Source organism: Nonlabens sp., assembly GCF_051251825.1.
Lineage (GTDB): Bacteria > Bacteroidota > Bacteroidia > Flavobacteriales > Flavobacteriaceae > Nonlabens.
Window position 1 is genome coordinate 532,712 of the sequence record NZ_JBPOGG010000002.1, and the last position, 26,991, is coordinate 559,702.

Annotated in this window: 21 protein-coding genes; 5 read left to right on the forward strand and 16 right to left on the reverse strand. The window is 37.2% G+C overall.

Annotated elements, in window-relative coordinates; all coding sequences use genetic code 11:
• Positions 1-48 precede the first annotated feature (48 nt).
• The 4 genes from ACSHWW_RS04765 to ACSHWW_RS04780 form a co-directional block, all read right to left on the reverse strand.
• The gene (locus tag ACSHWW_RS04765; protein ID WP_435681270.1) at positions 49-285 is read right to left on the reverse strand and encodes a hypothetical protein; all 237 of its coding nucleotides are present in this window, start codon (positions 283-285) and stop codon (positions 49-51) included.
• A gap of 23 nt (positions 286-308) precedes the next feature.
• On the reverse strand, positions 309-539 hold the full coding sequence (locus tag ACSHWW_RS04770) for a hypothetical protein (protein WP_435681271.1): 231 nt from the start codon (positions 537-539) through the stop codon (positions 309-311).
• Between the two features lie 2 nt (positions 540-541).
• The gene (locus tag ACSHWW_RS04775) at positions 542-1,282 is read right to left on the reverse strand and encodes an ABC transporter ATP-binding protein (RefSeq protein WP_435681272.1); all 741 of its coding nucleotides are present in this window, start codon (positions 1,280-1,282) and stop codon (positions 542-544) included.
• 135 nt (positions 1,283-1,417) lie between these two features.
• Positions 1,418-2,902, reverse strand: a complete 1,485-nt coding sequence (locus ACSHWW_RS04780) for a DUF5687 family protein (protein WP_435681273.1) — start codon at positions 2,900-2,902, stop codon at positions 1,418-1,420.
• A gap of 93 nt (positions 2,903-2,995) precedes the next feature.
• Between ACSHWW_RS04780 and ACSHWW_RS04785 the strand changes: the two genes are divergently transcribed.
• Positions 2,996-4,039: a 2Fe-2S iron-sulfur cluster-binding protein gene (locus tag ACSHWW_RS04785; protein WP_435681274.1), complete on the forward strand. Its 1,044-nt coding sequence runs from the start codon at positions 2,996-2,998 to the stop codon at positions 4,037-4,039.
• Between the two features lie 60 nt (positions 4,040-4,099).
• On the opposite strand, the gene ACSHWW_RS04790 is transcribed toward ACSHWW_RS04785, so the two are convergent.
• The 5 genes from ACSHWW_RS04790 to ACSHWW_RS04810 all read right to left on the reverse strand — a co-directional run bounded on the left by ACSHWW_RS04790 (position 4,100) and on the right by ACSHWW_RS04810 (position 6,884).
• Complete coding sequence (locus ACSHWW_RS04790) at positions 4,100-4,486, reverse strand: hypothetical protein (protein ID WP_435681275.1); 387 nt, start codon at positions 4,484-4,486, stop codon at positions 4,100-4,102.
• A gap of 26 nt (positions 4,487-4,512) precedes the next feature.
• A complete protein-coding gene (locus tag ACSHWW_RS04795; protein ID WP_435681276.1) occupies positions 4,513-5,004 on the reverse strand; it encodes an STM3941 family protein in 492 nt (163 codons plus the stop codon).
• 46 nt (positions 5,005-5,050) lie between these two features.
• Positions 5,051-5,704 carry a CoA transferase subunit B gene (locus tag ACSHWW_RS04800; RefSeq protein ID WP_435681277.1) on the reverse strand — a complete coding sequence of 218 codons (654 nt, stop codon included), beginning with the start codon at positions 5,702-5,704 and terminating at the stop codon, positions 5,051-5,053.
• Positions 5,705-5,785: 81 nt separating this feature from the next.
• A complete protein-coding gene (locus tag ACSHWW_RS04805; protein ID WP_435681278.1) occupies positions 5,786-6,133 on the reverse strand; it encodes a four helix bundle protein in 348 nt (115 codons plus the stop codon).
• Positions 6,134-6,182: 49 nt separating this feature from the next.
• On the reverse strand, positions 6,183-6,884 hold the full coding sequence (locus tag ACSHWW_RS04810) for a CoA transferase subunit A (protein ID WP_435681279.1): 702 nt from the start codon (positions 6,882-6,884) through the stop codon (positions 6,183-6,185).
• 96 nt (positions 6,885-6,980) lie between these two features.
• On the opposite strand from ACSHWW_RS04810, the gene ACSHWW_RS04815 reads away from it, so the two are divergent.
• Positions 6,981-7,622, forward strand: a complete 642-nt coding sequence (locus tag ACSHWW_RS04815; protein WP_435681280.1) for a peptidoglycan DD-metalloendopeptidase family protein — start codon at positions 6,981-6,983, stop codon at positions 7,620-7,622.
• Positions 7,623-7,998: 376 nt separating this feature from the next.
• Positions 7,999-9,093: a DNA-processing protein DprA gene (dprA, locus tag ACSHWW_RS04820; RefSeq protein ID WP_435681281.1), complete on the forward strand. Its 1,095-nt coding sequence runs from the start codon at positions 7,999-8,001 to the stop codon at positions 9,091-9,093.
• Positions 9,094-9,096: 3 nt separating this feature from the next.
• On the opposite strand, the gene trpS is transcribed toward dprA, so the two are convergent.
• Complete coding sequence (gene trpS, locus ACSHWW_RS04825; protein WP_435681282.1) at positions 9,097-10,065, reverse strand: tryptophan--tRNA ligase; 969 nt, start codon at positions 10,063-10,065, stop codon at positions 9,097-9,099.
• 264 nt (positions 10,066-10,329) lie between these two features.
• Here trpS and ACSHWW_RS04830 point away from each other — a divergent pair, with 264 nt between their 5' ends.
• Positions 10,330-11,073 carry a lysophospholipid acyltransferase family protein gene (locus tag ACSHWW_RS04830; RefSeq protein ID WP_435681283.1) on the forward strand — a complete coding sequence of 248 codons (744 nt, stop codon included), beginning with the start codon at positions 10,330-10,332 and terminating at the stop codon, positions 11,071-11,073.
• Between the two features lie 120 nt (positions 11,074-11,193).
• Here the strand turns inward: ACSHWW_RS04830 and ACSHWW_RS04835 are convergent, their stop codons facing one another.
• The 5 genes from ACSHWW_RS04835 to ACSHWW_RS04855 form a co-directional block, all read right to left on the reverse strand.
• Positions 11,194-12,855: a hypothetical protein gene (locus tag ACSHWW_RS04835; RefSeq protein WP_435681284.1), complete on the reverse strand. Its 1,662-nt coding sequence runs from the start codon at positions 12,853-12,855 to the stop codon at positions 11,194-11,196.
• 5 nt (positions 12,856-12,860) lie between these two features.
• Positions 12,861-13,403, reverse strand: coding sequence for an RNA polymerase sigma factor (locus ACSHWW_RS04840; RefSeq protein ID WP_435681285.1), 543 nt, complete (start codon positions 13,401-13,403; stop codon positions 12,861-12,863).
• Positions 13,404-13,419: 16 nt separating this feature from the next.
• A complete protein-coding gene (locus ACSHWW_RS04845) occupies positions 13,420-13,833 on the reverse strand; it encodes a hypothetical protein (RefSeq protein WP_435681286.1) in 414 nt (137 codons plus the stop codon).
• Positions 13,834-13,963: 130 nt separating this feature from the next.
• On the reverse strand, positions 13,964-14,986 hold the full coding sequence (recA, locus tag ACSHWW_RS04850) for a recombinase RecA (protein WP_435681287.1): 1,023 nt from the start codon (positions 14,984-14,986) through the stop codon (positions 13,964-13,966).
• Positions 14,987-15,146: 160 nt separating this feature from the next.
• Entirely contained in the window at positions 15,147-19,832 is a 4,686-nt protein-coding gene (locus tag ACSHWW_RS04855) for a choice-of-anchor J domain-containing protein (RefSeq protein ID WP_435681288.1), read from the reverse strand.
• Between the two features lie 187 nt (positions 19,833-20,019).
• On the opposite strand from ACSHWW_RS04855, the gene ACSHWW_RS04860 reads away from it, so the two are divergent.
• The gene (locus tag ACSHWW_RS04860; RefSeq protein WP_435681289.1) at positions 20,020-21,051 is read left to right on the forward strand and encodes a rhodanese-related sulfurtransferase; all 1,032 of its coding nucleotides are present in this window, start codon (positions 20,020-20,022) and stop codon (positions 21,049-21,051) included.
• An 87-nt stretch (positions 21,052-21,138) separates the two neighbouring features.
• Here ACSHWW_RS04860 and ACSHWW_RS04865 read toward each other — a convergent pair whose 3' ends face one another.
• Positions 21,139-26,991, reverse strand: coding sequence for a choice-of-anchor J domain-containing protein (locus ACSHWW_RS04865; protein ID WP_435681290.1), 5,853 nt, complete (start codon positions 26,989-26,991; stop codon positions 21,139-21,141).

Sequence of the window (26,991 nt, forward strand, 5' to 3'; positions counted from 1 at the left end):
ATCCCTAATCTATGAAAATGAAAAAATGGAAGTTATGAACCGCTCCTTCTAGTCCTTAAAACGCACTATTTTTTTAAGAAAAATACTCTTTAAACCATATTGTCTTCCCGACTGTGTGTCTTCCACGTGTGGTTTAGGAGATAAGATAATGGATAGAACGATAGGAGTCAATTTACGGAACGTGCTGTCTTCTTCAAACAAATATCCAGCAATTACCCATAAACCTAAGAATAGAGCTAAAAACACTAATCCGTAAACTATATACATTTTAAATTTTGCGCTCATGTCATTTATTTTTACAAAGGTAACTACAACTTTATAATTTTATTAGAAAACACAATTCTCAATCCATACTGTGGTCCAGATTCTGTTTCTTCCACATGAGGTTTAGGAGCTAGCAACCATCCAGCACCTAGCGGTACAATGGTGGTCCACATAGTAGGATCTACGACAAATTGCGTTGTAATATAACGCGCTATTAAAAATATCGCAACAAAACTCACTACGTGAATCACATACATCTTCAGTTTAGAACTCATAATTACTCTTCTTCTAGAGTTGCTGTTACTGGCGCGTGACTTTCTGAGATTCCTATAAAGTAATCTTCCAGTTCTTTAAATGTCGCGCTACTCTTCTCTATATCTTTTACCACTTTACCTTTTTCAAGAAGCACAACACGTTTTGCAACCTCAGTTACGTGTATTAAATCGTGGCTAGAAACTAGAACAGTTACCTCAGGATCGTTTGCTAGTTCTGTGATAATTTTCTTTAACCTGATTTGCGTAGATGGATCTAGGTTTGCAAATGGTTCATCTAGAATTACCACCTTAGGCTTTCCTATTAATGCTGCAATGATTCCCACTTTTTTCTGGTTTCCTTTAGATAAATCACGCAGGTATTTTTTTTGACCTACTGCTTCACCATTAAAGAAGTCACTGTAACTAGCGATAAGCGCATCAATATCTGCTTTGTTTTGCCCACGTAATTCTCCTATGAAATAGAAATATTCCTCAGGTGTTAAGTAACCTATTAAGAAACTCTCATCTATAAAAGCGCTCGTGAAAGGTTTCCAGTCTTCGCTTTGATCGATTCTCACATCGTTTGAAACGATATGACCTGTGGACGGCTCAATTAAATCTAGTAATAGTGAGAATAAAGTAGTTTTTCCAGCACCATTGTTTCCTACCAGACCTATTGCCTGACCTTTAGGGATTTCAAGACTTTCTATGTCTAGAACTTTAGTACCGTTGTATTGTTTTGAAAGGTTATTTATGGTAATCATAATCGTTGTTTCTTAGTGGTTGTGTTAATTACGCTTTCGTACCGCATCGAGTGCGGCATAAACTTCTTTTGAAATACGCTTTCGCGAAAGCGAAATTTAAAAGAAAGCGTATAAAAATTAATCCCTATTCTACATTTAATTTTTTTGTGAATAAGCTTCTATAGTGTCATACTTCTCGTTCTTATAAATATCTTCAATCATATCAAAAATCTTATTACGGAAGAGCAATCCTAGCACTCCAGTAGCCGCAATCGCAATAAATCCAGCCGATTCATTGATGGTCAAGGCAAATGCATAATAAATCACGACTGGTAATACCAGTTTAGGGATCAATAGCAAAAGGGTTTTGGCATTAAAAGCTTTGGAATCGCCAAAAGCTTTTTTAGTAGTCATTAAATCGATAGGTGTTTTTACAAATGCGCCGCCCCATAAAACCACAGAGCTATTAAAACCGATGTTATAAACCGCACCAGCTAGTATTCCAAACCACCAGTCAAGTCCAAAGTAAAGATAGAATGTACAAAGAATCGTGCTCACCACAGTTGCGGCAACCATGAGCCACCATTTACTCAATAAAAATTCACGATAAGGAATGTTTTGTGCCATCATCAATTTATAATAACTACTGTCCCAACTAGGAACCAGTCCACCGAAGCTAAACAGGAATCCACCGGTACAAAATAATCCTGCAAAGACCTTCATACCGTTGATGCTAGAGTACAAATCATTCATAAAAAACAAGCCGTAAAGCACAAAAAAGAATCCCATGATAAAGGTCATTTTAGCTCTTTTATTACGCTTGATTAATTTAATATCGTTTTTTAAGTATGTAGATAGTTTACCGAAACGGTCTAGGAAACTTAAATCCTCGGTAGTTGCCTCTTGAGCTACGGCTTTTAATCCCTGATCTAGATAAAGTTGTTTTATGAAATAGTGATATGCATAATAACCAGCAGCAACGCATAGCAATAATGGAATTATAAAAGCCCATGCATTTTCATAGAAAAACATAAATACAGGTTGTGTGTAAAGAGTGATATCAAAGATTCCATAATACTGTGATAATCCTAAACCAGCGATCACAGCAAGAACTGGATAAAACACTCGGTCCATATTATTCATGAATACATTCAGGAAATTAACCGCAAGTGTAATAAATAACATCGCGAGGTGCCATCCTATTACACCTATCACACTATATCCTTGGATAATCAAAACAACGCTAAATGGGATAAAGAAAAAGGCTGGTAATAAGTTAAAAAATGAAGCCACCGTTTTACCCAAAGCATAATTTACAATCTTCCCTTTTTTAAATGGTAGATAAAGTAAAGGCTTAATATTTGCTACAGGCATTTTTTGCATCACATAACGATAACCTATGTCTGCAAATACCCAGTAGATTAAAAATCGATTCACGACTTCAAATGGGTTATTTGCAATTATTTTACCTTCCTCAATGGACTCCTCAATAAGAAAATAACTTCCTACTCCTAAACTTCCAAAAGCGACTATCATATAAAGTGCCCCAAAAGCCATTAGGATTTTTATAGCAAGGTTCTGTTTAAATGCTGCACTTCTAAAGAAGCTTTTCCATTCCAGATTGATAAAATGTTTGATCATGGTTAGTGAATTTGAAGTATTAGTTACAAAAGTTGTAAAAATGTTACAGGTCTATTTTCCTTTCTTATTTTTGCAGCCGCTAAAAGTACCCAAATGGATTTTCATAAACTCACTATACAACAAGTAACTAAGGTCACTCCACAAGCCGTAGAGATACGATTTGACATTCCAGAAAATTTACTGGAATCTTTCAGCTACCAGTCTGGTCAGTATTTAACCTTGAAGGCAACTATAGATGGAAATGAAGTGCGCCGTGCATATTCTCTATCTAGTGCGCCACATGAGAACCACTGGAGTGTGGTTATTAAAGCGGTTGAAAATGGAGTGTTCTCCAACTATGCGATGACCTTGCGTGCTGGAGATATTCTAGAAGTTGCCGCACCAGAAGGGTTGTTTTTACATGAAACCTCAACGAGTGCCCATACCTATCTAGGTGTTGCCGCTGGTAGTGGAATCACACCTATTATTTCTATTATAAAAACAGTGCTAGAAACAGAATCTGATAGCAAGTTTGCCCTAATCTATGGAAACCAGAGTGTTTCTCAAGCGATTTATTATGAGCAACTTAATGACTTAAAAGATCAATACGGCGATCGTTTCATCCTACGCTATAGTTTTTCTAGAGAAGAGCGTGATGGTGAGTTATTTGGCCGAGTGACTAAAGGAAATCTCAACTTTTTCTTGAAGCAGGATTGTGTGGATTACGCTTTTGCGAAAGCGTATTTATGCGGTCCAGAAGAAATGATTAGCATGACGACTGATAATCTCATTGAGAAAGAAATTCTTACCAAAGAACATATTCTCTTTGAACTGTTTGCCACAAAAGAAAACGAAATTGAAATCACAGAAGATTCTCATCTTACTGAAGTTACCGTAATCCTTGATGATGAAGAATTAAGCTTCACTATGAAACGTAGCGATAACTTACTGGACATCATGCTTAAGAATGACATCGATGCTCCATACAGCTGTCAGGGTGGAATATGCAGTTCCTGTATTTGTCAAATAGAAGAAGGAAGTGCACAAATGGCCAAAAACGCCATCCTCACAGACAGTGAAATAGCCGAAGGGCTTTCTCTAGCCTGTCAAGCTTATCCGACTAGTGCTAAGGTGAAAGTGAATTTTGATGAGGTTTAATTAATCCGATTCTTATATTTCCTAAAGGCAGACTTAAGTCTGCCCTTAGGAAAGGCTCTTTTAATAACCGCTATTCTCAAGTATCTTAATTATCGTGATGTTACGACTAGCTATCAAGTGAAATTTTTCCATAGAATTTTTTTCGTTGACTCCGCCTACGTTAAATATTTTCATATAGACATAACCTAAGAGTCCGAAATAATCGCTTGGATGTTTAACTCCTCGGTTATTATCTATAAAACCTTGAATTTCATTATGTTTGAGGTTAGGAATTGTAGAGACCAACTCTTTTACAAAATCATCATTATGTTTTTCCACATACTGATGAAGCATGTCCATGTTGCGAGTATGAATAGTTAAAAATTCGTCAGCAGTATTTATAGCGTGGCTGTTTTCTGTAAAAGCCGCAACCATTTTTAATGATTTCTTGAGAATATTATAATCCATACTAAATATAAACAGTTGCTTAGATTTTATTTTGAGAGCTTATTCTTTTTGTGTTCATCGTACAATAACTTATCTAAACTATAAAAGTTATATTTCAATATAATAGTTGAAATTGCAACTGGTGTGCCGTACATTTTCATACTAATTTTCATGAGTAGAGATTTAAAACCATTTCCTGCTTGTTCGACATATTTTAAGGGTTCAAAAAGTTCAATCATAAAGAATCTTTGAGAACCTATATTTTGACTTCTTATATGCTTTATATCTTTCCATTTAATTAGTCCAGCACTCATTAAGCTTGTGTTGTCAATAATACCTTCTGAACTAATCACTAGACCGGGCTTTGAGTCAAATAATTTAATAAGTCCAAATATGCCAGAGGCACCAAAAAATATAATAGATAAAATTCCGAAGACATTCCAAAGCATAAGATAACCACCAACTACAAACAAAAAAGAACCAACTATTATTAAAGCAATTTTCACTTTATTAAGCGGTACAATGATTTCAGGATACATATTCAATCTATTACTTAGACTCCACAATTAACGTAAAATCTCAGGATCATATCACCATCTCGGGAATATCGCCTTCTACAATTAGGTTACCTTCTGTAGCGGCTTTTATGTCTTCTACAGTCACGCCAGGCGCACGTTCTAGAAGTACAAAACCTTTATCAGTCACATCCATTACTGCCATATTTGTCACTACTTTAGTAATACAATTCACGCCAGTAAGTGGTAAGGAACATCTTTTTAAAAGTTTAGAAGCTCCAGCACGATTGGTATGCATCATAGCTACAATGATATTCTCAGCACTTGCAACGAGATCCATAGCACCGCCCATACCTTTTACCATTTTTCCTGGGATTTTCCAGTTGGCTATATCACCATTTTCTGCTACTTCCATAGCTCCTAGAATGGTGAGGTCTACGTGCTGTCCACGTATCATCCCAAAACTCATAGAGCTATCAAAAAAGCTTGCTCCTGGTAATGTGGTGATGGTTTGTTTTCCCGCGTTAATAACATCGGCATCTTCTTCTCCTTCAAATGGAAAAGGTCCCATTCCTAGTACTCCATTCTCTGATTGAAACTCTACATCTATTCCTTGAGGAACGTAGTTTGCAACCAGAGTAGGGATTCCTATTCCTAAGTTAACGTAGTATCCGTTTTTTACTTCTTGCGCTATGCGCTTTGCGATTCCTATTTTGTCTAACATAACATGAATGTGCTAATTTGTTAATGTGATGATGTGCTAATTTTTAAAAAACACGTAAAATGATAATATTAATTACCTCAATTACATTCTACTTTTAGTAGTGGCTATAATTCTAGATAATAGCTTTTCAATTGTTTCTAGCTGTTCCAGCAATTCGGGTTTAGGCGATATTAAACTGTCTGATTTTGTGCAGAGATATAGCCAGTATCTCGTTTCAGAAGCTTCTTTTGCTGCTATTTTTAATTTATGTACAAAGTCCTTTCTACTTTCGGCATTTTGTGATTCATTAACGTTTGCTCCTATACTTGTGCCACTTCTAAATAACTGACTGGATATTTCAAAATGCTTTTCTTTTTTCAAATTTGTTGTGAAAGAAATAATTTCTAATGCAAACTCAGTCGATTTTTCTACAATTACATTTTTCTGCATCATTCAATTATTAATCATCAGCACATTTTCATATCAGCACATTAAAAAATTAATCACGTTTGCGCACTGTTCTCTGCTCTATCCTTTTCTCATAACGTGCTCCTTGGAAAATGCGTTTTACAAATATTCCTGGAATATGAATTTGGTTAGGATCTAGAGTCCCAGCAGGAACTAATTCCTCAACCTCAGCAACAGTAATAGTTGCCGCGCCAGCCATGACTGGATTAAAGTTACGAGCCGTTCCTTTAAATATTAAGTTTCCAGCTTCATCACCTTTCCACGCTTTTACAAAAGCAAAATCTGCTTGAAAAGCATGTTCTAGAATATGAGGTTTCCCGTTAAAATCTCTTACTTCTTTTCCCTCGGCAACCTCAGTACCGTATCCTGCTGGTGTGAAGAAGGCAGGTATTCCAGTTTGTGCTGCTCTACAGCGCTCTGCCAGTGTTCCTTGCGGTATTAAATCTACCTCGAGTTCGCCACTTAACATTTGTCTTTCAAACTCATCATTCTCTCCTACATAAGAAGATATCATTTTCTTGATTTGCTTGCCTTGAAGCAATAAACCAAGGCCAAAATCATCTACTCCAGCATTATTTGATATACAAGTAAGACCTGTTACTCCTGTTTTTACCAATTGGGCAATACTATTCTCAGGAATTCCTGATAGGCCAAAACCACCTACCATTAAAGTCATGCCGCTTTTAACGCCTTCCAGTGCTTCTTCTACACCACTTACCGTTCTCTTAATCATGTCATCCTATTTTGCTTTAAAAATACCATTTTAATAATACCCAATCAAGATGGTATTTCGCTTCTTTTAAATAAATTGCTTTGTTTAATGCAACCTATGAATATTAAGAAACATCTCATTGATCCAGAACTAAGTAATAAAGGTTATTTCCCTATTAATTTATCAGTCTCAAATCCTTTCTGGGATGAAAATGATGTGAGTGATATTGCTATTTTTGAACAATATTTAAAAGAAAAACGTCAGGAATCTAGCTCTTTCGTGGCTCATGGTGGCTATCTAGAACAACGGGCACTTTACCGCAAAAACGCGCGTTTTCAAACTGGCATAACTCGCGATATTCATATGGGAATCGATTTATGGGCTCCTGCAGGCACGAGTGTTCATGCCGTAATGGATGGTGTGATTCATTCCTTTGCTCATAATAACGACGCCGGAAATTATGGTCCTACCTTAATTTTAGAACATGACTGGAATGGTAAGAAAATCTATAGCCTTTATGGACATTTGGCGATTAGTGATATGGAGCATTGGTCTGTAGGATTACGCTTTCGCGAAAGCGAGAACATAGCAACCCTAGGTACTCCACAAGAAAATGGTGGTTACTCACCGCATTTACATTTTCAGGTGATGACAGATATGAGGGAATATCGAGGTGATTTCCCTGGTGTTGCTGCAACAGAAGAGTTAGCGAGTTATAAGAATGTGATTTTGGATCCTTATCCATTTATAATAGATTAAATGCAAAATTGTTTTTAAAAAGTCTTTTTCATTTTTTCCTTGATGACGGCAAAGTATACTTTGAGCGAGATTGTGCGGCTGGGAAACAAACCTGCCTGCCGGCAGGCAGGAAAATCAAGACTTAAGAGCATTTTACTAAAAATTTCTATCGCTACAGCGCAAAAAAAAGGTTAGCTACTTTTAATAATCTATGAGATATTATCATCTTTTATATATTTAATCCAATCCGTTTCTAAATGATTTTTGCTTGACCTTTCGCTCAATTCATTTTTAACGTAAAACTCTCTTAGGTCATTTTTCTAAGGCATCTAATGGACTTTATAGAATTGGTCTTTAAAATACTAACATTAAATTAATCCTTTTATATATTTAAAGCATGGAAGAACAAGAACTGCTCTCAATTCTCGCACTTAAAAAAGCACCGCTCATAGGTGATATCATGGCCAAAAAGTTGATCAGAACTTTTGGTAGTGCGACAGGAGTTTTTGAACAATCCATGCGTGAAATTGCTGCTATTGAAGGAATAGGTGATAAAAAAGCGCAGTTTATTAAAGCCACAGATCTTTTTACCAAGGCCGAAAAAGAGCTGGAATTCATTCAAAAAGAAAATATCACAGCCAGAGTATATTATGAAGACGACTATCCGGAGCGATTGCAATACTGCGTGGATGGCCCGATCGTTTATTTTGAAAAAGGAAATATAGATTGGCATAATCCTTACACCATGAGTATAGTAGGTACGCGCCAAATCACTTCAACTGGCGCAGCATTTCTAGAAAAATTCATCGCAGAGATTGCGCCGCTTAAACCACTCATCATAAGTGGATATGCTTATGGAGTAGATATACTTGCGCATCAACTTGCTATAAAACACAACTTACAAACCATAGCCGTGGTTGCTCATGGACTCAATCAAACCTACCCAAGAAATCACGAAGCTTATAATGAGCAAATGATGGCAAATGGTGGTTTTGTAACAGACTTTTGGCACACGGCGACTTTTGATAGAAAGAATTTTCTAGGTCGCAATCGCATTATAGCAGGACTAAGTGAAGCAACGGTTGTTATAGAAAGTGCTTCAAAAGGTGGTTCTCTTGTAACCGCAGATCTTGCTGCTGGATACAATCGAGAAGTATTTGCCGTACCAGGACGCGTGTCTGATAAATATTCTGTAGGTTGTAACGAACTCATTAAACAATCCAAAGCACATCTTCTCACAAAAGCTGCCGATTTACCTTATATCTTAGGCTGGCAAGAACGCAATACTGGTGTGCAAAAACAGCTCTTTGTAGAACTCAACGATGATGAAAAACTGATTTACCGTTACCTAAAAGAAACCGAAAAAGAACTCCTCGACATCATAGCCATAAATATTAATAAACCCGTTCATCAAGTAGCTTCATTATTAATGAGTATGGAATTAAAAGGTGTGATTAAACCATTGCCTGGGAAAATGTTTATGCTGGCGTAAATTTTAATACCCCAACTTCTCTCTCACACGTTTCAACGTTGCATTTGCAACTATAGCAGCCTTAGCAGCTCCTTCTTCTAGTGCGGCGTCTATCTCGTGCTTGTTGTCCATAAAGTGGTTGTAACGCTCTCTGATAGAACCAAACTTCTCAAGAATCGCTTCAAAAAGTGCCTGTTTAGCATGACCATAACCATAGTTTCCAGCGGCATAGTTTGCGCGCATAGATTCTACTTGTGCTGGAGAAGCAATAATTTTATAAAGTGCAAAAACTTTACAAGTCTCTGTATCCTTAGGATCTTCTAGTGGAGTACTGTCTGTTTCTATAGACATGACTTGCTTGCGTAGTTTCTTATCTGCCAGGAAAATGTTGATAATGTTTCCTTTAGACTTACTCATTTTATCACCATCTGTTCCAGGAACGAGCATGGTGCTTTCTTGGATCTTACCTTCTGGTTCAATTAAAGTTTCTCCCATCGCATTATTGAATTTCCCAGCAACTTCTCTGGTGATTTCAATGTGCTGCATTTGATCTTTTCCTACGGGAACAACCTCAGCATCATATAATAAGATGTCTGCCGCCATTAACATGGGATAGGTGAATAATCCCGCGTTCACATCTTGTAAACGATCTGATTTGTCTTTAAAACTATGTGCTAGTGTCAATCTTTGATATGGAAAGAAACAATTCAAATACCAGTTCAATTCTGTTACTTGTGGTACGTCACTTTGTCTATAAAATGTAGTTTCATTAATGTCCAGTCCACAAGCTAACCATGCTGCAGCCGTAGAATAGGTGTTCTCTCTTAAAGTATCACCATCTTTAATTTGAGTGAGTGAATGCATGTCTGCAATAAAAAGAAAAGCATCGTTCTTTTTTTGAGCAGACATTTCTATAGCTGGTAAAATAGCGCCTAAAAGGTTTCCTAAATGTGGAGTTCCTGTAGATTGTACGCCGGTAAGTATTCTAGACATGGTAAATTAATTGAAGTGCAAAGGTAAATTGTTCTTGTTATTAGTGAAAGATATTAGGTGTTAAGTATTGAACCCTTAAAAGAATGAAAGATTTGTACAGTCATGGATAGTTCTCGACTGCGCTCGAACAGACATGACGAGCATTGAGGTTATTTTAAAAACTGAAATTTAAAAAGTCAAATTACTTCATCGCTGCGCTTTACATAATGACGATTAAGACCTATTAATCATCGTTACTTCATAAATTCTTCTATTTTTGATTTCTTGAAATGGACCCGTTACATATTATCTCCTTTATACAGAATATGGTTTTATATATTGATGGGTATTCCTATTATTATTCTATTTCCTATTCTAGTACTAGCGACCATTTCTGAAAAGACCTATCATATCTTTTTTGCGATTGCTCGGCTATGGTCGGCGATTATAATCTATGGAATGGGTTTTTGGCCAGTAATCAAGCGTGAGGAACCTATGGTAAAAGGGCAAAGTTATATGCTTGTGGCAAATCATACGAGTATGACTGACATAATGATGATGCTGTTGATTTCTAAGAATCCGTTTGTGTTTGTAGGGAAAGCTTCTCTTGCTAAGATTCCAATATTTGGTTTTTTCTATAAGCGTACTTGCATTCTTGTGGATCGTAGTAATCCTAGGAGTCGTAAAGCGGTATTTGATAGAGCACGCGCTCGACTGGATACTGGTGTAGGGATTTGTATTTTCCCTGAAGGTGGCGTTACTGAAGATGAAAATGTCCTGTTAGATCCTTTTAAGGATGGCGCTTTCAGACTGGCGATTGAGCACCAAATTCCTGTGTTACCAGTCACATTATTTGATAATAAAAAACGTTTTCCGTTTGACTTCTTTTATGGTAGTCCGGGAAAAATGCGAGCACTTACTCATAAATCTATTCCTACTGCTGGTATGAATTTGAAGGATGATAAAGTACGCTTCCGCGAAAGCGTGAGAAACATCATTCTTACTACTCTAGAAAATGATCAAAAATAGAAAACCGCTCCATGGCACTGGAACGGCTTTCTTCATCATTGCAAACCATTGAGTTCAATATTAACCAACCTCAATATTCTTCTTTTTCAACTTAACTAATTATGTCCTGCAATGACCTAATTAAAATTTATAGGTAATCCCACTGTAAACACCAACGTTAAATGGTTTAAAACCTGCAGTATTTTCTTTAAGTGCATTGAGCTGATACTTAAACATGGGCTCAACGGTAATTCCTAATTGATCTGTAAATAAATAATCGATTCCTATTCCAAAGTTTGCACTCTGATTAAAAGAATTAAAGTTGTCATCTTCTCCTAACTCAAGCTTTGCAGTACTGTTAGTTACTGCTATACTATTGTCAGTAAGAAATAAAGCACTCATTCCACCCATCACGTTAACGCTCAACTTACTATCTAAGACTTTATATTTCATTTCAAGTGGTACTTCTAGATAACCCAATCGCTGAGAAATCTCGCCTTGGAATCCATTAAATGTATTATCTGATAAGAATTCTTGTGAAAAGGAACTACCCAAATTGTCTGTAGATATACTACCAGGATTAGAAACTGCATTACTATCATAATTATCTACAGATAATAATTGAACATCACCAGGTTGTGTAGCAACACCGTAAATAATATCGTTTGTAGTGTAACTCACATTTACCTTATGAATTCCCGTACGTACTGATAATCGAGAAGTAAGGTTGTAGCCTACATTTACTCCATAGCTCAGGTTGAGTCCGGCGGCTTTATTATTATCTGCAAATTGTTGATCTATAGAAGATCCACCCATAGTGCTTGAGTACACAGGTGCAAGGACACTAGATGCATTCCATTTTTTAAATAAATTCTCGTCTAAGTTTTCTTCTTCCTTTTCTTTTTGCTGAGCAGCCATGTCCTCAAGCGAAGGTCCTAGTGTTATGGTAGAATCCTTATCCACTTGTGCTGCTGCCATATCAGAACCTGAAGATGATGGCGTCATGAACTTGTCGCTTTTCTTCACAGGAGTTGTTGAACTCTGAGTAGGTAATTGAGATTTATCATTACTATTCTCATTATCTAACCTAAGTTGACCTGCTGATGTATCTAAAGCAAATCCATCTTGCTTAGGCTTATCGATAGGTTGATTTACTTTTTTATAAGGATCTTTATTAGAATTTGAGGCATTTGCCGCATAGTTCTTTTGAGTATCAGCATTTTGATTGTTATCAATTTGCGCTGAACTAGCATATGAGCTGTTGTTGTTATTTACTCTTTTATCGTTTACTTCAGATTGATTTATGGTTCTAGTTCCAGATTGTGAACTTTTAAGATTTTTAGAGCTCGGTGATGATTCATTACTTTCCCCATGAGATTTCATATCATCATTTGAACTTGAAGTAACATCGCTATGAGTAGGATTGTTTCCTAAACTATGCGAATCTAATTCTGTATCACTATTGTTCTCGCTATTTACAAATTGATCGTTTGACGAATTATCGTTTTGAGATGGGATTGTATTAGTACTATTATCAGAATCGGCGTTTTTAGTTTCAGTAACGATTTGCTGATTCATATCAGTATCGTTATTTGCATTAGTATAACCAGTATATGCTAGCGTAGCTAACAATGCTATTCCAGCTGCGATACCTATCCATTTCATCCATAGTGGTAGCACAGCGACTGGTTTTTTACCATCGAGTTCTTTCTCAATATTATCCCAAGCTGCCATAGGTGGCGCTGCTTCAAAATCTTTGAAGCGTTCCTGAAATAATCTGTCTATGTTCTTTTTACTACTCATTCTATTCAGCTGGCGTTACTATTATTTTCACGCCATTTTATAATCATTTCTTTTAAATGTTGTCTAGCTCTTGCGAGATTAGACTTAGAGGTTCCTTCTGTGATCTCCATCATGCTAGCTATTTCCTTATGAGAATAACCATCTAGGACATACATAGAGAAAACCATTCTGTATCGCTCTGGTAACTGTTGTACCATTGCTAATAGACTTGTGAGGTCTATATCATCTGTTTCTTCTATTTCAACCTCTTCATCTTTAATCTGGTCTTCATTTACTAGATTAAAAACTTTCTTTTTACGGTAACGCTGTAACGCTGTGTTTACCGCTATTCTCCTGCACCATCCTTCAAAAGATCCATCATCTTTAAATTGATCTATTTTTTTAAAAATTACTATAAAAGTATCTTGTAGAATGTCTTGAGCCTCTTCATAATTAGGCGCATATTTTAAACAACTCGCAAAAAGGTTGCTAGAAAACCTGTCATAGAGTTCCTTTTGAGCCTTGCGATTGTTATTTCTACATTCATTTATAAGTTCTTTTAGAACCACATGGATACCATTAAAGTTATTCTAATACTTGTACATCATATTCTAAATATGTTGCTTCACCATTTGCACCAACTCCATTAAAAAATCTAAAAATATAACTACCATTACTAGCGGCTGTAAACCGTAGAGACTGTTCCTCGGGCAAATTACCATCTACACAATCACCGCCATCTAGACGAGCTAGTACTGTGGAAATATTACGAATATTCAGTTCAGGTGTTACATTAAAACCTTCAAATACGTGACAATCACTCGGTTTTTTATAAAAAACTGGAATATCATAGGTCTGACCAAAGTTGAATGTAGCCGGCATTTGCACGCTATCAACAGCTACTACATCATAAGACACTCTTAATCCTTCTTCAGGTAATTCACAGCTTGTAATCGAGATTGCGCTTAAAACAGCAATCATTATCCATAAATATTTCATGTAATCTTCTTTATTCTTAATAACTAGATGCTGTACTTATCAAAAGGTTGCGTGACAGCCATAAAAAAATCGCTTACTTATCCGGTTAGGGAACAAAAGTAAGCGATAGATATTTATTAAAATGATGTTTCTAGCTGTTAACCAGCTTTATAGCATCCATGATTTTTGCTTGCAATTCATCGGCAAGGTCTGGATTATCTTTAAGGATATTCTTAACAGAATCTCTTCCTTGACCTAGTTTAGTATCCTCATAAGAGAACCATGATCCAGCTTTATTAATAATTTCATATTCCACACCTAGATCTACAATTTCTCCTACCATAGAAATCCCTTCACCATACATGATATCAAACTCTGCCGTACGGAATGGTGGTGCTACTTTGTTCTTTACCACTTTTACACGTGTTTTATTTCCTAAAACAGCTCCAGATGTATCTTTAATTTGAGTTGACCTTCTTATATCTAAACGTACAGAGGCATAAAACTTTAATGCATTACCACCAGTAGTTGTCTCTGGATTACCGAACATCACCCCAATTTTTTCTCTTAATTGATTAATGAACATTACGGTACAGTTTGTCTTAGAAATTGTTCCTGTCATTTTACGTAATGCTTGTGACATTAAACGTGCATGAAGTCCCATTTTACTATCTCCCATTTCTCCTTCAATCTCACTCTTAGGAGTAAGAGCTGCTACAGAGTCAATTACTATGATATCGATAGCTCCTGAACGTATTAGGTTCTCAGCAATCTCAAGTGCTTGTTCTCCGTGGTCTGGTTGGGAAATAATAAGATTATCTATATCTACACCTAACTTCTCCGCATAAAAACGGTCAAATGCGTGCTCTGCATCAATAAAAGCAGCGATTCCACCAGCTTTTTGCGCTTGAGCGATTGCATGTAATGTAAGTGTGGTTTTACCAGAAGATTCTGGTCCATAAATCTCTACCACTCTACCTCTAGGGTAACCACCTACACCGAGTGCGGCATTAAGAGCAAGTGATCCAGTAGGAATACTATCTACATCCACTACCTGCTTATCTCCTAATTTCATAACGGCTCCTTTACCGTATGCTTTATCTAACTTATCTAGCGTTAACTTGAGTGCTTTTAATTTAGCTTCTTTTTCTTTATCGTCTTTCTTCTCTGCCATTTTTAAATCTATTTGTGGTAAAAATACAACCCATTATTTATTAGAACAATGAAAGTTGAAATGGGTTATTAACTTTATGAGATTACGCTTTCGCGAAAGCGTCATAAAACGAAAAAAGGAGCTCAAATTGAGCTCCTTTTTTAAAATAATATAATTAGTCTTATTTCTTAATGAAACGACGCGAAGTAGTTGCGTCACCACTTGAAACATTCATAATATAAACTCCATTGCTAAGACCTGATAAGTTGTCTAATGTAATCACTCCGTTTGAAACGTTGTCAAAATCATTAGTCATTACTTGTTGTCCTAGAGTGTTATATACTTGAACTGACACCATTTCATTTACTGTGTTTCCTAAGTTAATAGTGATTGCATCACCAGTTACTGGATTAGGATACACTGAAAGGTTAGTACCAAATACAGTATCATCATTACTTAAAGTAACCGTTTGGAAAACGATTTCAAATCTTAACGCGTCTAAACTAGCAGCATCATTCATATCTACCGTGTAATCAACTGCAGTAGATGTTCCTTGAATAAGCTCAGTCATAGTACCTGTAAAGTTATCTTTAAGGTAAGCTGTAAGCCCAGGAAGCACATCAACTGTTGCTTCAATAGTATATGCAGTCGTTAAGTAGTTAGAGATATTAAGGTTGATAGACTCTGCAGTTGTAGGAAGTGTTCTTCTTTCTACTGCAAGTGTTTCACCAGTTGCTTTAGAAATCGCAATGTTTGCATTTAAACCGTACAATTTCACAGCATCATTATAGTCAACGTTTAAGTTATGTGAAGCATTAAAGTGAACATACATACCATCACTTTCAGACTGTCCATTGTTAAAACGAGCCGTTTGATATAATTTCACTCTTAAAGCTTGAGTTAATGGAGTAGTATTAAATACACCACCATTATTATTTCCAGAAACTTTACTAGCTTCATTAATAGTAACTGATGCAGCTGCACTAGCGTCTGCAAAGAACACAGCTTGTCCAGCATCTAAGATGTTAGTTGCAGTTCCAGCAGTTCCAGTTCCTCCAGCAATATCAATTGCAGAGTAACCACCATTAGTACCTAGGTTAGGATCCCAGTAATACATATCTGCAGCAACACCATTAGTTGTAGCTGTTGCCATAGAAACTTTAGACTGGAAAGGATTTGCAAGAGCAAAGAACTCTCCAGAAGCTACTGCAGGAGTAACTGTCATTGATCCTAGCATTAAAGTACCTGTTGCTCTTAAAGTTGTTGCGGTATGAGCAGCAGCATTATTTGAAAGATCTGTTGTTCTATCACCTCTCACAAATAAACGATAGTAATCTCCTGCGCTCAGTACTTCAGTTTTCGTATTATCTACACTTACCCAAGCCTGGTTAGCAGCATCCCATTTGTACATACTCTTATTACCAGAAACTGTTTCATCATGTCCAGTAGTAGCGTTTACTGTTCCCGCAGTTCCTGCAGTTCCAGAAACTTGTACTCCAAAACCAGCAGCATTATTACCACCTTCTTGCCAGCTATCAAATACCGTTGGACCAGATACCGTAGATCCTATGAACCTATAAGCTCTGTTTCCAGCAGGAATATATCGTTCAACAGTTACATTACCTGTAATTGATACAGTATCAACCTCATCTACTCTTGCAGTTCCAAAAGCATTGGAAACTAATGTAAGACTACCGTTAGTATCTACAGATAAGAAACCACCTGATACAACATCTACTTGTTCAATTATAGATTGTTGACCAGCAACAACTACAGTTCCTGAAGCGGCAACTGTAAGGTTGTCCATTGTTCCAGTTCCCGTAATAAATTCAGTTCCACCTGTAAAGACAACTTCATTTGAACCAGTAATAGTACCATTATTAGATAAACTACCTGCTACTGTGATGTCTCCATTATCAGCTTCAAGTGTTGCACCAGATTCAATAGTTAAATCATTTACACTAATTGCAGCTGTTAAAGAAGGCATAGTTCCAGCTTGGATAGTCATGTTGTTAATTGAAGTTATTGAACCTTCTGGAGTATTATTCCAAGATGTACCGTCCCAAATGTACTCAAGTGGCGGAGCTTCATCAACTGTTATATCATCAATAAACCAACCTTCTCTGTTAGCAGAGCCATCTGAATCAAGGAAGAATCTAATTCTAACATTTGCGACTTTGTAAGCATCTAATGAAAATACTTCTTCTTGCCACCAAGTTGCATTATCAGGAGTATCATAAGCTGTTCCCCATACTGCATAAGAATCTTCATGGAAATAACCTGCCGTTCCATAATTTGTTGAACTACCACTGTATGCTGCTGCTGGTAAATTAATGTAAGTAGCACCACCATCAGTTGATATTTGAATGTAACATTTATCCCAAGTTCCTTCAGTTTTTGCTATTTGCCAAAATCTTAATTCAGGACTTGTAGCAGTCGATAAATCTAAAAGTCCCGTTTCATGTAGATAATTCAAGTCATTAGTACCATGTGCATTCTGAACAGATTGACTACCTGTGTGAAAATAAGCAGTAGATACTGCAAAATCAGTAGAATTACCTGTAGCATTCTCAAATAAATCAAATCCACTTTCAAAATCTTCACTTAACGGATAAGTATGAGCACCTGGCAATGTCATAAAGCTTAAAGGACCTGACCATTCACTAAATCCTGCACCACCACAACTTGCTCTTACATAGAAATCATAATTGGTATTTGAATTTAAGCTAGAAATACTAACTGGATTTGTTGCAGGAGCTACAGTTGTTCCTGCACCTTGTGTAAATCCAACAGCTCCATATTCTACTTCCCAAGAAGTTTCTCCACTTCCACCGGACACCCAATTAAGGTCTGCGGTTGTAGCAGTAACATTAGCCGTTCCTAAATTAGTTGGTTTTATACATGATGGTAATTCACTAAAACTAAAATCATCTAGGTAATACGAATCATAAGTACCCGTTTGCCCATGTCTTAAGGCAAGATAAGAATCTGTTCCTGCGACTACAATTAATTCTATATTTTCATAAGAAGAAGAAGTTAAAGAAACTGTGTTTAAAACTGTAAAAGTGGACGCGTCTGAAGGATCTGACATCGTACCTATTTCTAACTCTTGACCTGAAGCACCTTTAACACTAAAATTTACTTTAATACCATCAGTTGTTAATTCAGCTATTTCAGGAGAAATTAACATATAGTCTCCTGTAGTATCAGCACCATTGTATAAACGATAGTTTTGTAATCCAGATTGTGAATTAAAACTTGAATTAAAAATATAAGTCCATCCTGAACCTCCATCTATAAAACTCCAACAATTAGGTGCATTAGGTGCTGAAGTACTACCTGCAGCAGTTGTATCAAAATTTTCAGTAAAAGGTATATTAAATGTACTACACGCAGTCGTGAAACTATAAGGTCCTACCCATTCACTTAAATCTCCTCCAGTACAATCAGCTCTTACATAATAATCATAAGTTGTTCCAGAAGATAGACCAGTTAAATTATAAGGATTTGAATTTGCGTTAACAATAGTACCTGAGCCTTGAGAAAACCCTAAAGCTCCATATTCTATCTCCCATGCAGATTCTAGGCTACCACCAGATGTCCATGACAAATCAGCAGAAGAGATGTTCATATTTGCTGCGGTAAGAGCAGATGGCTCAATACAAGTAGGTAGCTCTTCCACTATTATATCGTCTATATAAAGATAGTAACCATCTAATCCTGCTGGAGGAACATGAAATGCTATGTAAACATTACCAGTATAAGTAGTTAAATCAACGATCGTCTCATCATAAGTAGTATTACTATAAGAGGCATTCGGTAGAATTGTAGTAGTAAAATCTGCTGGAGCAGTACCGGTTGTAGATAATAAGACTGTAAAATCTTGTGGTTCTGATGATGAACGAGCTCTATAATTAAATTTCAATCTTTCATTACCTGTTAATGCTAGCTGTGGCGTGATTAAGTAATCATCGTTAGAACCGTTATTGTAGTCAGTATACATTTGAAACGATTGAGATCCTGAATTTGCATAAGTAGAAGTTGTTTGTACACTCCATTGATCCGCATCAGCATTGTTATTAATTATAGTCCAACAAGATAGTGTTGCACTTGCTGATTCTACAGTTTCTTCCCAAGGAAATGTAGTAATAACATTACATAGAGTTTTAAATTGAACAGGACCGGCCCAAGGACTTTCATCACCAACACCACAATGAGCTCTAACATATACGTCATAAGTAGTATCAGGCGTAAGACCCGTTAAATTATAAGGTTTGTTAGATGTGTCATCTATAAGACTTCCTGAACCTTGTGCAAAACCAGTTATCCCATATTCAATATCCCATAACGTTTCGCTTCCTCCTACTGTCCAATTTATGTCTGCGCTTGTTTCATCGATGTTAGAAGTTGTCATTGCCGAAGGTGGTAAACAAGAAGGTGGAGCTATAACAACAATTTGGAATGAAGCTTCTAACTCATCGGCTGGGGTTTCCCAACTACCGTCTGTGTCATTAGTACTTGAATCGCTAGGACTAACACCTCCATTATCTCCTATTACTGACCCTAAAGATGTAACAGAGATTAACGTCCCATCCCATCCATCAGAGTAACGATCATAACAATTTACCCAGTACGTTCCTGGCGCAATAGATATGTCTTGATTAATAAGACCTTGACCATCACCATATGTACCGTTTCCTTGTCCCCAAACTTGAGTACCACCACCGTCAACTGCAGTAGTAATACTTACCCATTTTTCGGTGGTATAACTACCACCAGATGTAGTAATATTAATAGTAGACTGAGCCGAGGTTATGGCTCCTAGAATAACAGTAATAACAACCGTTAAGAGTAATTTAATTTTCATAATTAAAATATTTGGTTTTTTTTAACAGAAGGGCAATGTAATTTTAAATGTCGATTCAATCGGCATTTAACTTAATTATTTGTTAAAAAACAGATTATATCGATAACTTGCAATGACAAGATTTAAGCTAAACAGCTTTAAATAAAACAATTATATTTGCCGCCTCAACACATAAAATGTTTATAGCATGCAACTGTATAACAAATTAAGTGCTGAAGAAAGAAGAGAACTCATACGTGCCGCTGGAAAAGAGCGGTTAACCATATCTTTCTATCAGTACCACCAGATCGGTAATCCACAATTATTTAGAGACCACTTATTCTTGCACTGGCATCCCATGGATGTGCTGGGAAGAATTTATGTCGCTCATGAAGGGATTAATGCGCAACTCTCAGTTCCTGGAGATCGATTTGAAGAGTTCAAGGCTTTTGTAGATGGTATAGATTTTCTAGAAAATGTACGTCTTAATATCGCTAGAGAACAGGATAATGAGAGTTTCCTCAAACTCAAAGTAAAGGTGCGCAACAAGATTGTTGCAGATGGTTTGAATGATAACACCTTTGATGTAACTAATAAAGGAATTCACGTAGATGCCATCGCATTTAATGAACTAATAGCAGATCCAGATACTGTACTCGTAGATATGCGTAATCATTACGAATCTGAAATAGGTCATTTTCAAAACGCCTGGACTCCAGACGTGGATACCTTTAGAGATAGTCTCGACTACATAGAAGATAAACTTAAAGACCATAAAGAAGATAAAAAACTAGTCATGTATTGCACCGGTGGAATACGTTGTGAGAAAGCTAGTGCTTATTACAAGCACAAAGGTTTTAAAGATGTGTACCAGCTAGAAGGTGGAATTATAGAATACCATAGACAAGTGACTGAGCAAGGTCTTGAGAACAAGTTTAAAGGAAAGAACTTTGTATTTGACCACAGGCTTGCTGAGAAAATAAGTGATGAGGTGATCGCAAACTGTCACCAATGTGGTACTGCTTTTGACCTGCATACTAATTGTGCAAATGAGGCTTGTCATCTTTTATTCATTCAATGTGATAGCTGCAAAGAAAAGATGGAAAACTGCTGCAGTACAGAATGTCGAGAAATCATTCAATTACCTATTGAAGAACAAAAACAATTGAGAGCTGGGCAGTATAACAGTAACAAGATTTTTAAAAAAGGACGTTCAGAAAAGTTGACTTTTAAGAAGTAGTATGTTAATTTATCTCGCTTTCGCGAAAGCGTATAAAACAAAAAAGGAGCTCAAATTGAGCTCCTTTTTAATTGAATAGATATTATACTATTGCTTTATAAAACGTTTCACCGTAGTTGATGAACCGTTTGAAATATGAACTAAATAAACTCCAGTGGTAAGTGAACTTAAGTTGTCCACCACAAGAGTACTATTTGATACATTATTAAAGTTTCTGTACATCACTTCTTGACCTAAAGTATTATAGATCATAATTGAAGCATCACTTACAGGCACATTTCCTAAGTTAATAGTCATCGTGTCTCCAGATACTGGATTAGGGTAAAGTGAAACTGTATTTTCTAACACAGCGTCATTGTTACCTGCCGTAGCATCTACAACAAATCTACTAACGTGGAAATCAAAATCCTCAAGGTCATCTACAGCACCGTCACTTGCTAAGAAAGCAAACTGTACCGTACCAGTATAAGCCGCTAAGTCATAAAAATAACTATCTCCTATTACAGCTGGTTGGTTTGCAGCATTCCATGTGTCAAGCGACGTCCAAGTCACTCCATTATCTGTAGTGACTAGAAGATCTACTGTATCATCAGATCCCATTACACCTGTATCTGCAGCAGTAGATGTTCCACTAAAAGTATAGTCCGTAACAGCCACTTCTATAGTTAAAATCTTAGTAGTTAAACTAGATAGGTCATAAGTTTCAGAAATTAACCACTCACGATCTCCTTGTCTATATAGATTCATTACGTTACTAGGAACTACTGTACCTATACCATTAGTATATGCACGACCATCTTTCCACTCTGATGCTCCAACTCCTGTAGGTCCTGTTGCAATTTCTCCATCTCCAGCTTCACTCCAACAAGCGTTAGGTACGTTGTTAGTAAAGTCTGTCGCAGCTGGGAACATCGTTACGGCAGAACAATCTGTAGTGAATGAAACAGGTCCAGCAAAAGCAGTCGTGTTACAATCTGTTCTAACGTAAACATCATAAGATGTATTAGCCATTAAAGAACCAATAGTGAATGGATTTGCAGTAGCATTAGTAGTTCCAGCAGTTGGTGCTGGGTCTCCAGCAGGTACCGCTATAACTTCCCAAGCCGTTGCAGCAGGTACATTGTTTTCTGTCCAACTTATTGTTACAGAATCTGAAGTTGTTGAATCTACAGTTATACCAGTCACATCAACACAAGAAGGTAATTCATCAAAGTTTACATTATCAATGGCGATATCTCCTTCAAATGTTCCGGCACTAGTTGCTCTAAATGTTACTGATATCGTTTGACCTGCATATGCTGTTAAATCTACAGTTGCAAGCTCCCAAGGAGTAACATCTGAAGCTTGTTGCTGTCCACTTAATGTCCATACGTTAGTAGTACCGTTTACTAATACATCTAACGTTCCTATTTGCCCACCAAACATATGATAGTTAAAAGCTAAAGAAGGAGCCGTTAAGGCTGTTAAGTCTACTAAAGGTGATACTAAATCTGTTGTATCTCCTGCACTACCTGATGATGCTTCAGTATAGAAATAATTCCCAGTAGTAATCGATGGCGCTGGTCCTGTTCCTCCTGAACCTGTATCAGTCCCTGGAGCAGATTCCCAATAATAAGATCCACCAGTTCCAGACCAACAGTTTTCAATAGTAAAAGCAGCTGTTGACGTCGTAAACAATTCAAAATCTTCGGCATACGGCGCTGCAATTGGAGCACATGCAGTTGTAAAGTTCACTGGAGTAATGCTCCATGCACTTTCATCACCTACAGCACATACTTCTCTTACGTGAACAAAATATTCAGTTTGAGCGGTTAGACCAGTAATTGTGTATGTTACATTAGGTGTTGCTCCTGCAACATCTGTCCAAGCTCCACTAACTGCAGGAGCTGTTCCTGCAACTGTTGTTAATGAATATTCATAGTTACCAGCACTAGTTGGATTACCACTATCGAAGTTAATGGTAGCATCTACATCTGTAGTACCTACTACAGTAAGGTTAGACGTATCTGGACATGTTGGTGGAGTTCTCACTTGGAAGTTATCCATGTGGAAGTCAAGATCCTCAGCATCATCTACAGTTCCTTCAGTTGCATAAAATGCAAATTGAGTCGTAGCACCTGTTAAACCTGTTAATGGGTTATTATAAGTTTCCCCAGTAGCCGAAGGTGTGTTTGAAGCATCCCAAGTCACTAGTGTATTCCAGGTAGTTCCATCTTCTGTATAGAGTAATATTACTTGATCATCAGAACCCATAGCTATTGCTGCAGTAGAATTGTAAGCAGTTACTGCTACATCAACATTAAGTTCATAACCACCAGCAGATAAATCATAAAGTGGTGAAAGCACCCAATCAGATGTTCCTAAATTATATAAATTCACATTTACAGCTCCACCTCCAGAGGTAGTAGCATGAGCAAATTCCTCAGCACCCCAATCTCCTGAGCCCAAAGTCATAGGTCCAGTAGTTAGATCTCCAGTTGAAGCTTCTTCCCAACAATTAGGAACAAACGTATCAAAGGTCTCTATTGCATTTGGCACAATCACGGCACAATCTGTAGTTGCAGATATAGGTCCTACAAATGTCGTACTACAATCTGCTCTTACATAAATATCATATGTAGTTTCAGGTGTAAGTGCTGTTATCGTATATGGATTAACAGTTGCGTTTGATGTTCCAACAGCTGGTGCTGGATCTCCAGTTGGTACTGCAACAACTTCCCATGCAGTAGCAGGTGGAAGACTGTTTTCAGTCCAGCTTACAGTTGCAGAGTCAGAAGTAACAGAATCAACCATTACAGCAGAAACGTCGTTACAAACTGGTAATTCAGTAAAACTAATATCATCAATAGCAACATCAGCATCATAATTAAAACTTCCATTTGCATTATCTGCAGTAGTGTGAGAAAATCGTACTACAATCGTTTGACCTGCATAGGCAGATAAATCAATAATGTTTTCTGACCAAGCATCTGCACTTGCTGCTTGTTGTTGACCTACAATAGAATATACACTTGTAAATGCACCACCATTGGCGCTTACTAAAATATCAAAAGTTCCAATAGATCCACCGTAAAGATGTGATTGGAATATTAATGAAGGTACGGTCAGTGCGCTTAAATCAACAGCTGGAGATTGTAAAATTGCTGTATCACCGAATGCAGAACCAGAAGCCTCAGTAAAGAAGAAGTTTGTTCCACTATTAGCTCCTGAAGGTCCCGTATTTGTAGAACCAGTTCCACCACTACCATCAAGATCCCAAGCAAATCCACCAGGACTAACTTCTGACCAACAGTTTTCTAATGTAAAACTAGTCGTAGGAGTAAATCCTTCAAGATCATCAGTATATGGTGCTGCAATTGCTGCACATGCCGTAGTAAAGTTTAATGGAACAAATGTCCATGCACTTTCATCACCTACTGCACATACTTCTCTTACGTGTACAAAGTATTCTGTCTCTGCAGTTAATCCCGTAATAGTATAAGTTACATTAGGGTTTGCTCCTGCAACATCAGTCCATGCTCCTGTAACTGCTGGTGCAGTTCCTGCAACAGTTGTTAATGAGTACTCATAGTTACCAGCACTTGTTGCATTACCACTATCAAAGTTAATTGTTGCTTCAACATCAGTACTGCTAACTAATGTTAGATTTGCAGTGTCTGGACACGTAGGTGGAGTTCTTACTTGGAAATTATCCATGTGGAAATCTAGATCTTCAGGATCATCTACCGTTCCTTCAGTGGCATATAAAGCAAATTGAGTAGTAGCACTAGTTAATCCAGTTAATGGATTATTATAAGTGTCTCCAGTAGCTGATGGTGTGTTTGTAACATCCCAAGTTTCTAAAATATTCCAAGTCGTTCCATCTTCTGTATATAGTAAAAGAACCTGATCATCAGAACCCATTGCAGAGGCTGCTGTCGAATTATAAGCAGTAACTGCTACGTCCACATTAAGCTCATATCCACCAGCTGACAGGTCATATAAAGGTGAAAGAACCCAGTCTGAAGTATTTGCGTTAAATAAGTTCACGTTAACAGCTCCACCACCAGAAGTACTAGCGTGAGCAAATTCTTCAACGCCCCAATCTCCAGAGCCTAAAGTCATAGGTCCAGTAGTTAGGTCTCCAGTAGAAGCTTCTTCCCAACAGTTAGGCACGAATGTATCAAAAGTCTCAATCGTATCTGGAACTAACGCAGCACAAAGAGTAGTTGCGCTTGCAGGACCAATTTGAGGAGATAATCCATCTCCTGTCGCAGTACAATCTTGTGTAACATAAAAATCATATGCTGTTTCAGCCGTTAATCCAGTTACAGTAGCACTATCTGCTCCACCAGGGACAGTTGTTCCCGCTGTTAATGGATCAAAACCAGTAGGACCGTAAAGAATACTTGACGCAGCTGCACTTGCATTATTAGACCACGTAAGAGAAACCGCCGTATCTGATATAGCAGATGCTGCAAAAGCTGTTGGGTTAGAACAAGAAGGAATCGCTTCCCATACAATATCATCTAAATACATAGTATCAAAAGTTCCTGCAAACACGTGTCTGAAGGCGATGAACTGATCTGTTCCTGAATAAGTATCAAAATTTTGAATATACTCAGCATGAGTTGTAGTAGGAGAAAAAGTTCCTAAAGAAGTAAATGTTGAAGGATCTGTTTGATCTGCCATTGTACCTACTTCTAGAGTACTAGTTGTAGTACCAGCATCGGCAGAAAATCTAATTCTATAGGTTCCTGCAGCAAGGTTACTCAATTGTGGAGATATTAACATATTCTCTCCTTCATCAGTAGTACCACTACCTATATTCCCTGTTAAACTACCGCTATACATTCTTACTCCATTAGGTGCAGAGCTATCTCCAGCTGTGCTCGTTTGTACAACTGCAGCAGTAGTTCCTACTGGTGTAGTATTAAATGAAGTCCAACATGATGGTAAATCTGGTGTAGAAACTGCATCAAAATTTTCATTAAAATCAGTTACTGCAACACATAATGTTCTAAAGTTAAATGGTCCAGCCCATGCACTATAGTCACCACCACCACAGTCTGCACGTACATAGAAATCATATCCAGTATTTGCAGTTAAAGAAGTCGCAGTATATGGGTTAGTAACTCCAGGATCAGTAGGAGTTCCTGTAGGAGTAAATCCTTCAGCACCTAATTCAACATCCCAAAGCGTTTCACCACTTCCACCTGTTGTCCATGAAAGGTCAGCAGTATCAAAAGTTGTTGAAACAGCTCCTAAATTAGTAGAAGGTAAACAAGTTGGCGCTGTACCACCTGTATAAATCATTTGTGCTTGATAAAGTCTTGTGTTTCCTGTTGTTAAATTTCCAGTAATAGGAGATCCTGCACTTGTTCCTCGTCCTTGAACATCTGTAACCGTGTCATATGCAAATGCAAATCCACCAGTTGTAGGATTTCCAGTTGAAACACTTATGTCCCAATCCAGTCCTATTTCAATAGATCCACCTGTATAAGTAAATGGAGTATCTAATGTGAATACCACATATCCTGGAGTAGCTGAAATAATTGTTTCGTCTACTGCTGCGCTAGTATAAACATTTGTAAAACCAGTTGTAAGAGTTGCAAATGTGTCTGAAGTATCTAAACTATTACTACCAGAGTTATTCATTCCTATAGTCATACTTCCTGCTTCACCAGGTGCTACACCAAAAGCGTTAGTCTTATTAAATCCTATAGAAGAAATAACAGCTCCGTTATAGATTCCAGCTGCGCTTAAATCAGCAAAAGTATATAATAGGACGCTTTGAGAATAATCAAAACTACTTCCCGCAGTTGACCTATATATAGGTGATCCATTTGATCCAGTAGTTCCAGGAGAAGTTCCCGTTCCAATAATTGTTGTAGTTTGAGCACTACCGCAAATACTTAAAAGCATTGCAAAAGCACCCAACAAGAGTAATTTAAGTTTCAT

Excerpts from the sequence above, each read along its gene's own strand:
- ACSHWW_RS04765 (WP_435681270.1), bottom strand. The coding sequence starts at position 285 with ATGAGCGCAAAATTTAAAATGTATATAGTTTACGGATTAGTGTTTTTA.
- ACSHWW_RS04770 (WP_435681271.1), bottom strand. The coding sequence starts at position 539 with ATGAGTTCTAAACTGAAGATGTATGTGATTCACGTAGTGAGTTTTGTT.
- ACSHWW_RS04775 (WP_435681272.1), bottom strand. The coding sequence starts at position 1,282 with ATGATTACCATAAATAACCTTTCAAAACAATACAACGGTACTAAAGTT.
- ACSHWW_RS04780 (WP_435681273.1), bottom strand. The coding sequence starts at position 2,902 with ATGATCAAACATTTTATCAATCTGGAATGGAAAAGCTTCTTTAGAAGT.
- ACSHWW_RS04785 (WP_435681274.1), top strand. The coding sequence starts at position 2,996 with ATGGATTTTCATAAACTCACTATACAACAAGTAACTAAGGTCACTCCA.
- ACSHWW_RS04790 (WP_435681275.1), bottom strand. The coding sequence starts at position 4,486 with ATGGATTATAATATTCTCAAGAAATCATTAAAAATGGTTGCGGCTTTT.
- ACSHWW_RS04795 (WP_435681276.1), bottom strand. The coding sequence starts at position 5,004 with ATGTATCCTGAAATCATTGTACCGCTTAATAAAGTGAAAATTGCTTTA.
- ACSHWW_RS04800 (WP_435681277.1), bottom strand. The coding sequence starts at position 5,704 with ATGTTAGACAAAATAGGAATCGCAAAGCGCATAGCGCAAGAAGTAAAA.
- ACSHWW_RS04805 (WP_435681278.1), bottom strand. The coding sequence starts at position 6,133 with ATGCAGAAAAATGTAATTGTAGAAAAATCGACTGAGTTTGCATTAGAA.
- ACSHWW_RS04810 (WP_435681279.1), bottom strand. The coding sequence starts at position 6,884 with ATGATTAAGAGAACGGTAAGTGGTGTAGAAGAAGCACTGGAAGGCGTT.
- ACSHWW_RS04815 (WP_435681280.1), top strand. The coding sequence starts at position 6,981 with ATGAATATTAAGAAACATCTCATTGATCCAGAACTAAGTAATAAAGGT.
- dprA (WP_435681281.1), top strand. The coding sequence starts at position 7,999 with ATGGAAGAACAAGAACTGCTCTCAATTCTCGCACTTAAAAAAGCACCG.
- trpS (WP_435681282.1), bottom strand. The coding sequence starts at position 10,065 with ATGTCTAGAATACTTACCGGCGTACAATCTACAGGAACTCCACATTTA.
- ACSHWW_RS04835 (WP_435681284.1), bottom strand. The coding sequence starts at position 12,855 with ATGAGTAGTAAAAAGAACATAGACAGATTATTTCAGGAACGCTTCAAA.
- ACSHWW_RS04845 (WP_435681286.1), bottom strand. The coding sequence starts at position 13,833 with ATGAAATATTTATGGATAATGATTGCTGTTTTAAGCGCAATCTCGATT.
- recA (WP_435681287.1), bottom strand. The coding sequence starts at position 14,986 with ATGGCAGAGAAGAAAGACGATAAAGAAAAAGAAGCTAAATTAAAAGCA.
- ACSHWW_RS04855 (WP_435681288.1), bottom strand. The coding sequence starts at position 19,832 with ATGAAAATTAAATTACTCTTAACGGTTGTTATTACTGTTATTCTAGGA.
- ACSHWW_RS04860 (WP_435681289.1), top strand. The coding sequence starts at position 20,020 with ATGCAACTGTATAACAAATTAAGTGCTGAAGAAAGAAGAGAACTCATA.
- ACSHWW_RS04865 (WP_435681290.1), bottom strand. The coding sequence starts at position 26,991 with ATGAAACTTAAATTACTCTTGTTGGGTGCTTTTGCAATGCTTTTAAGT.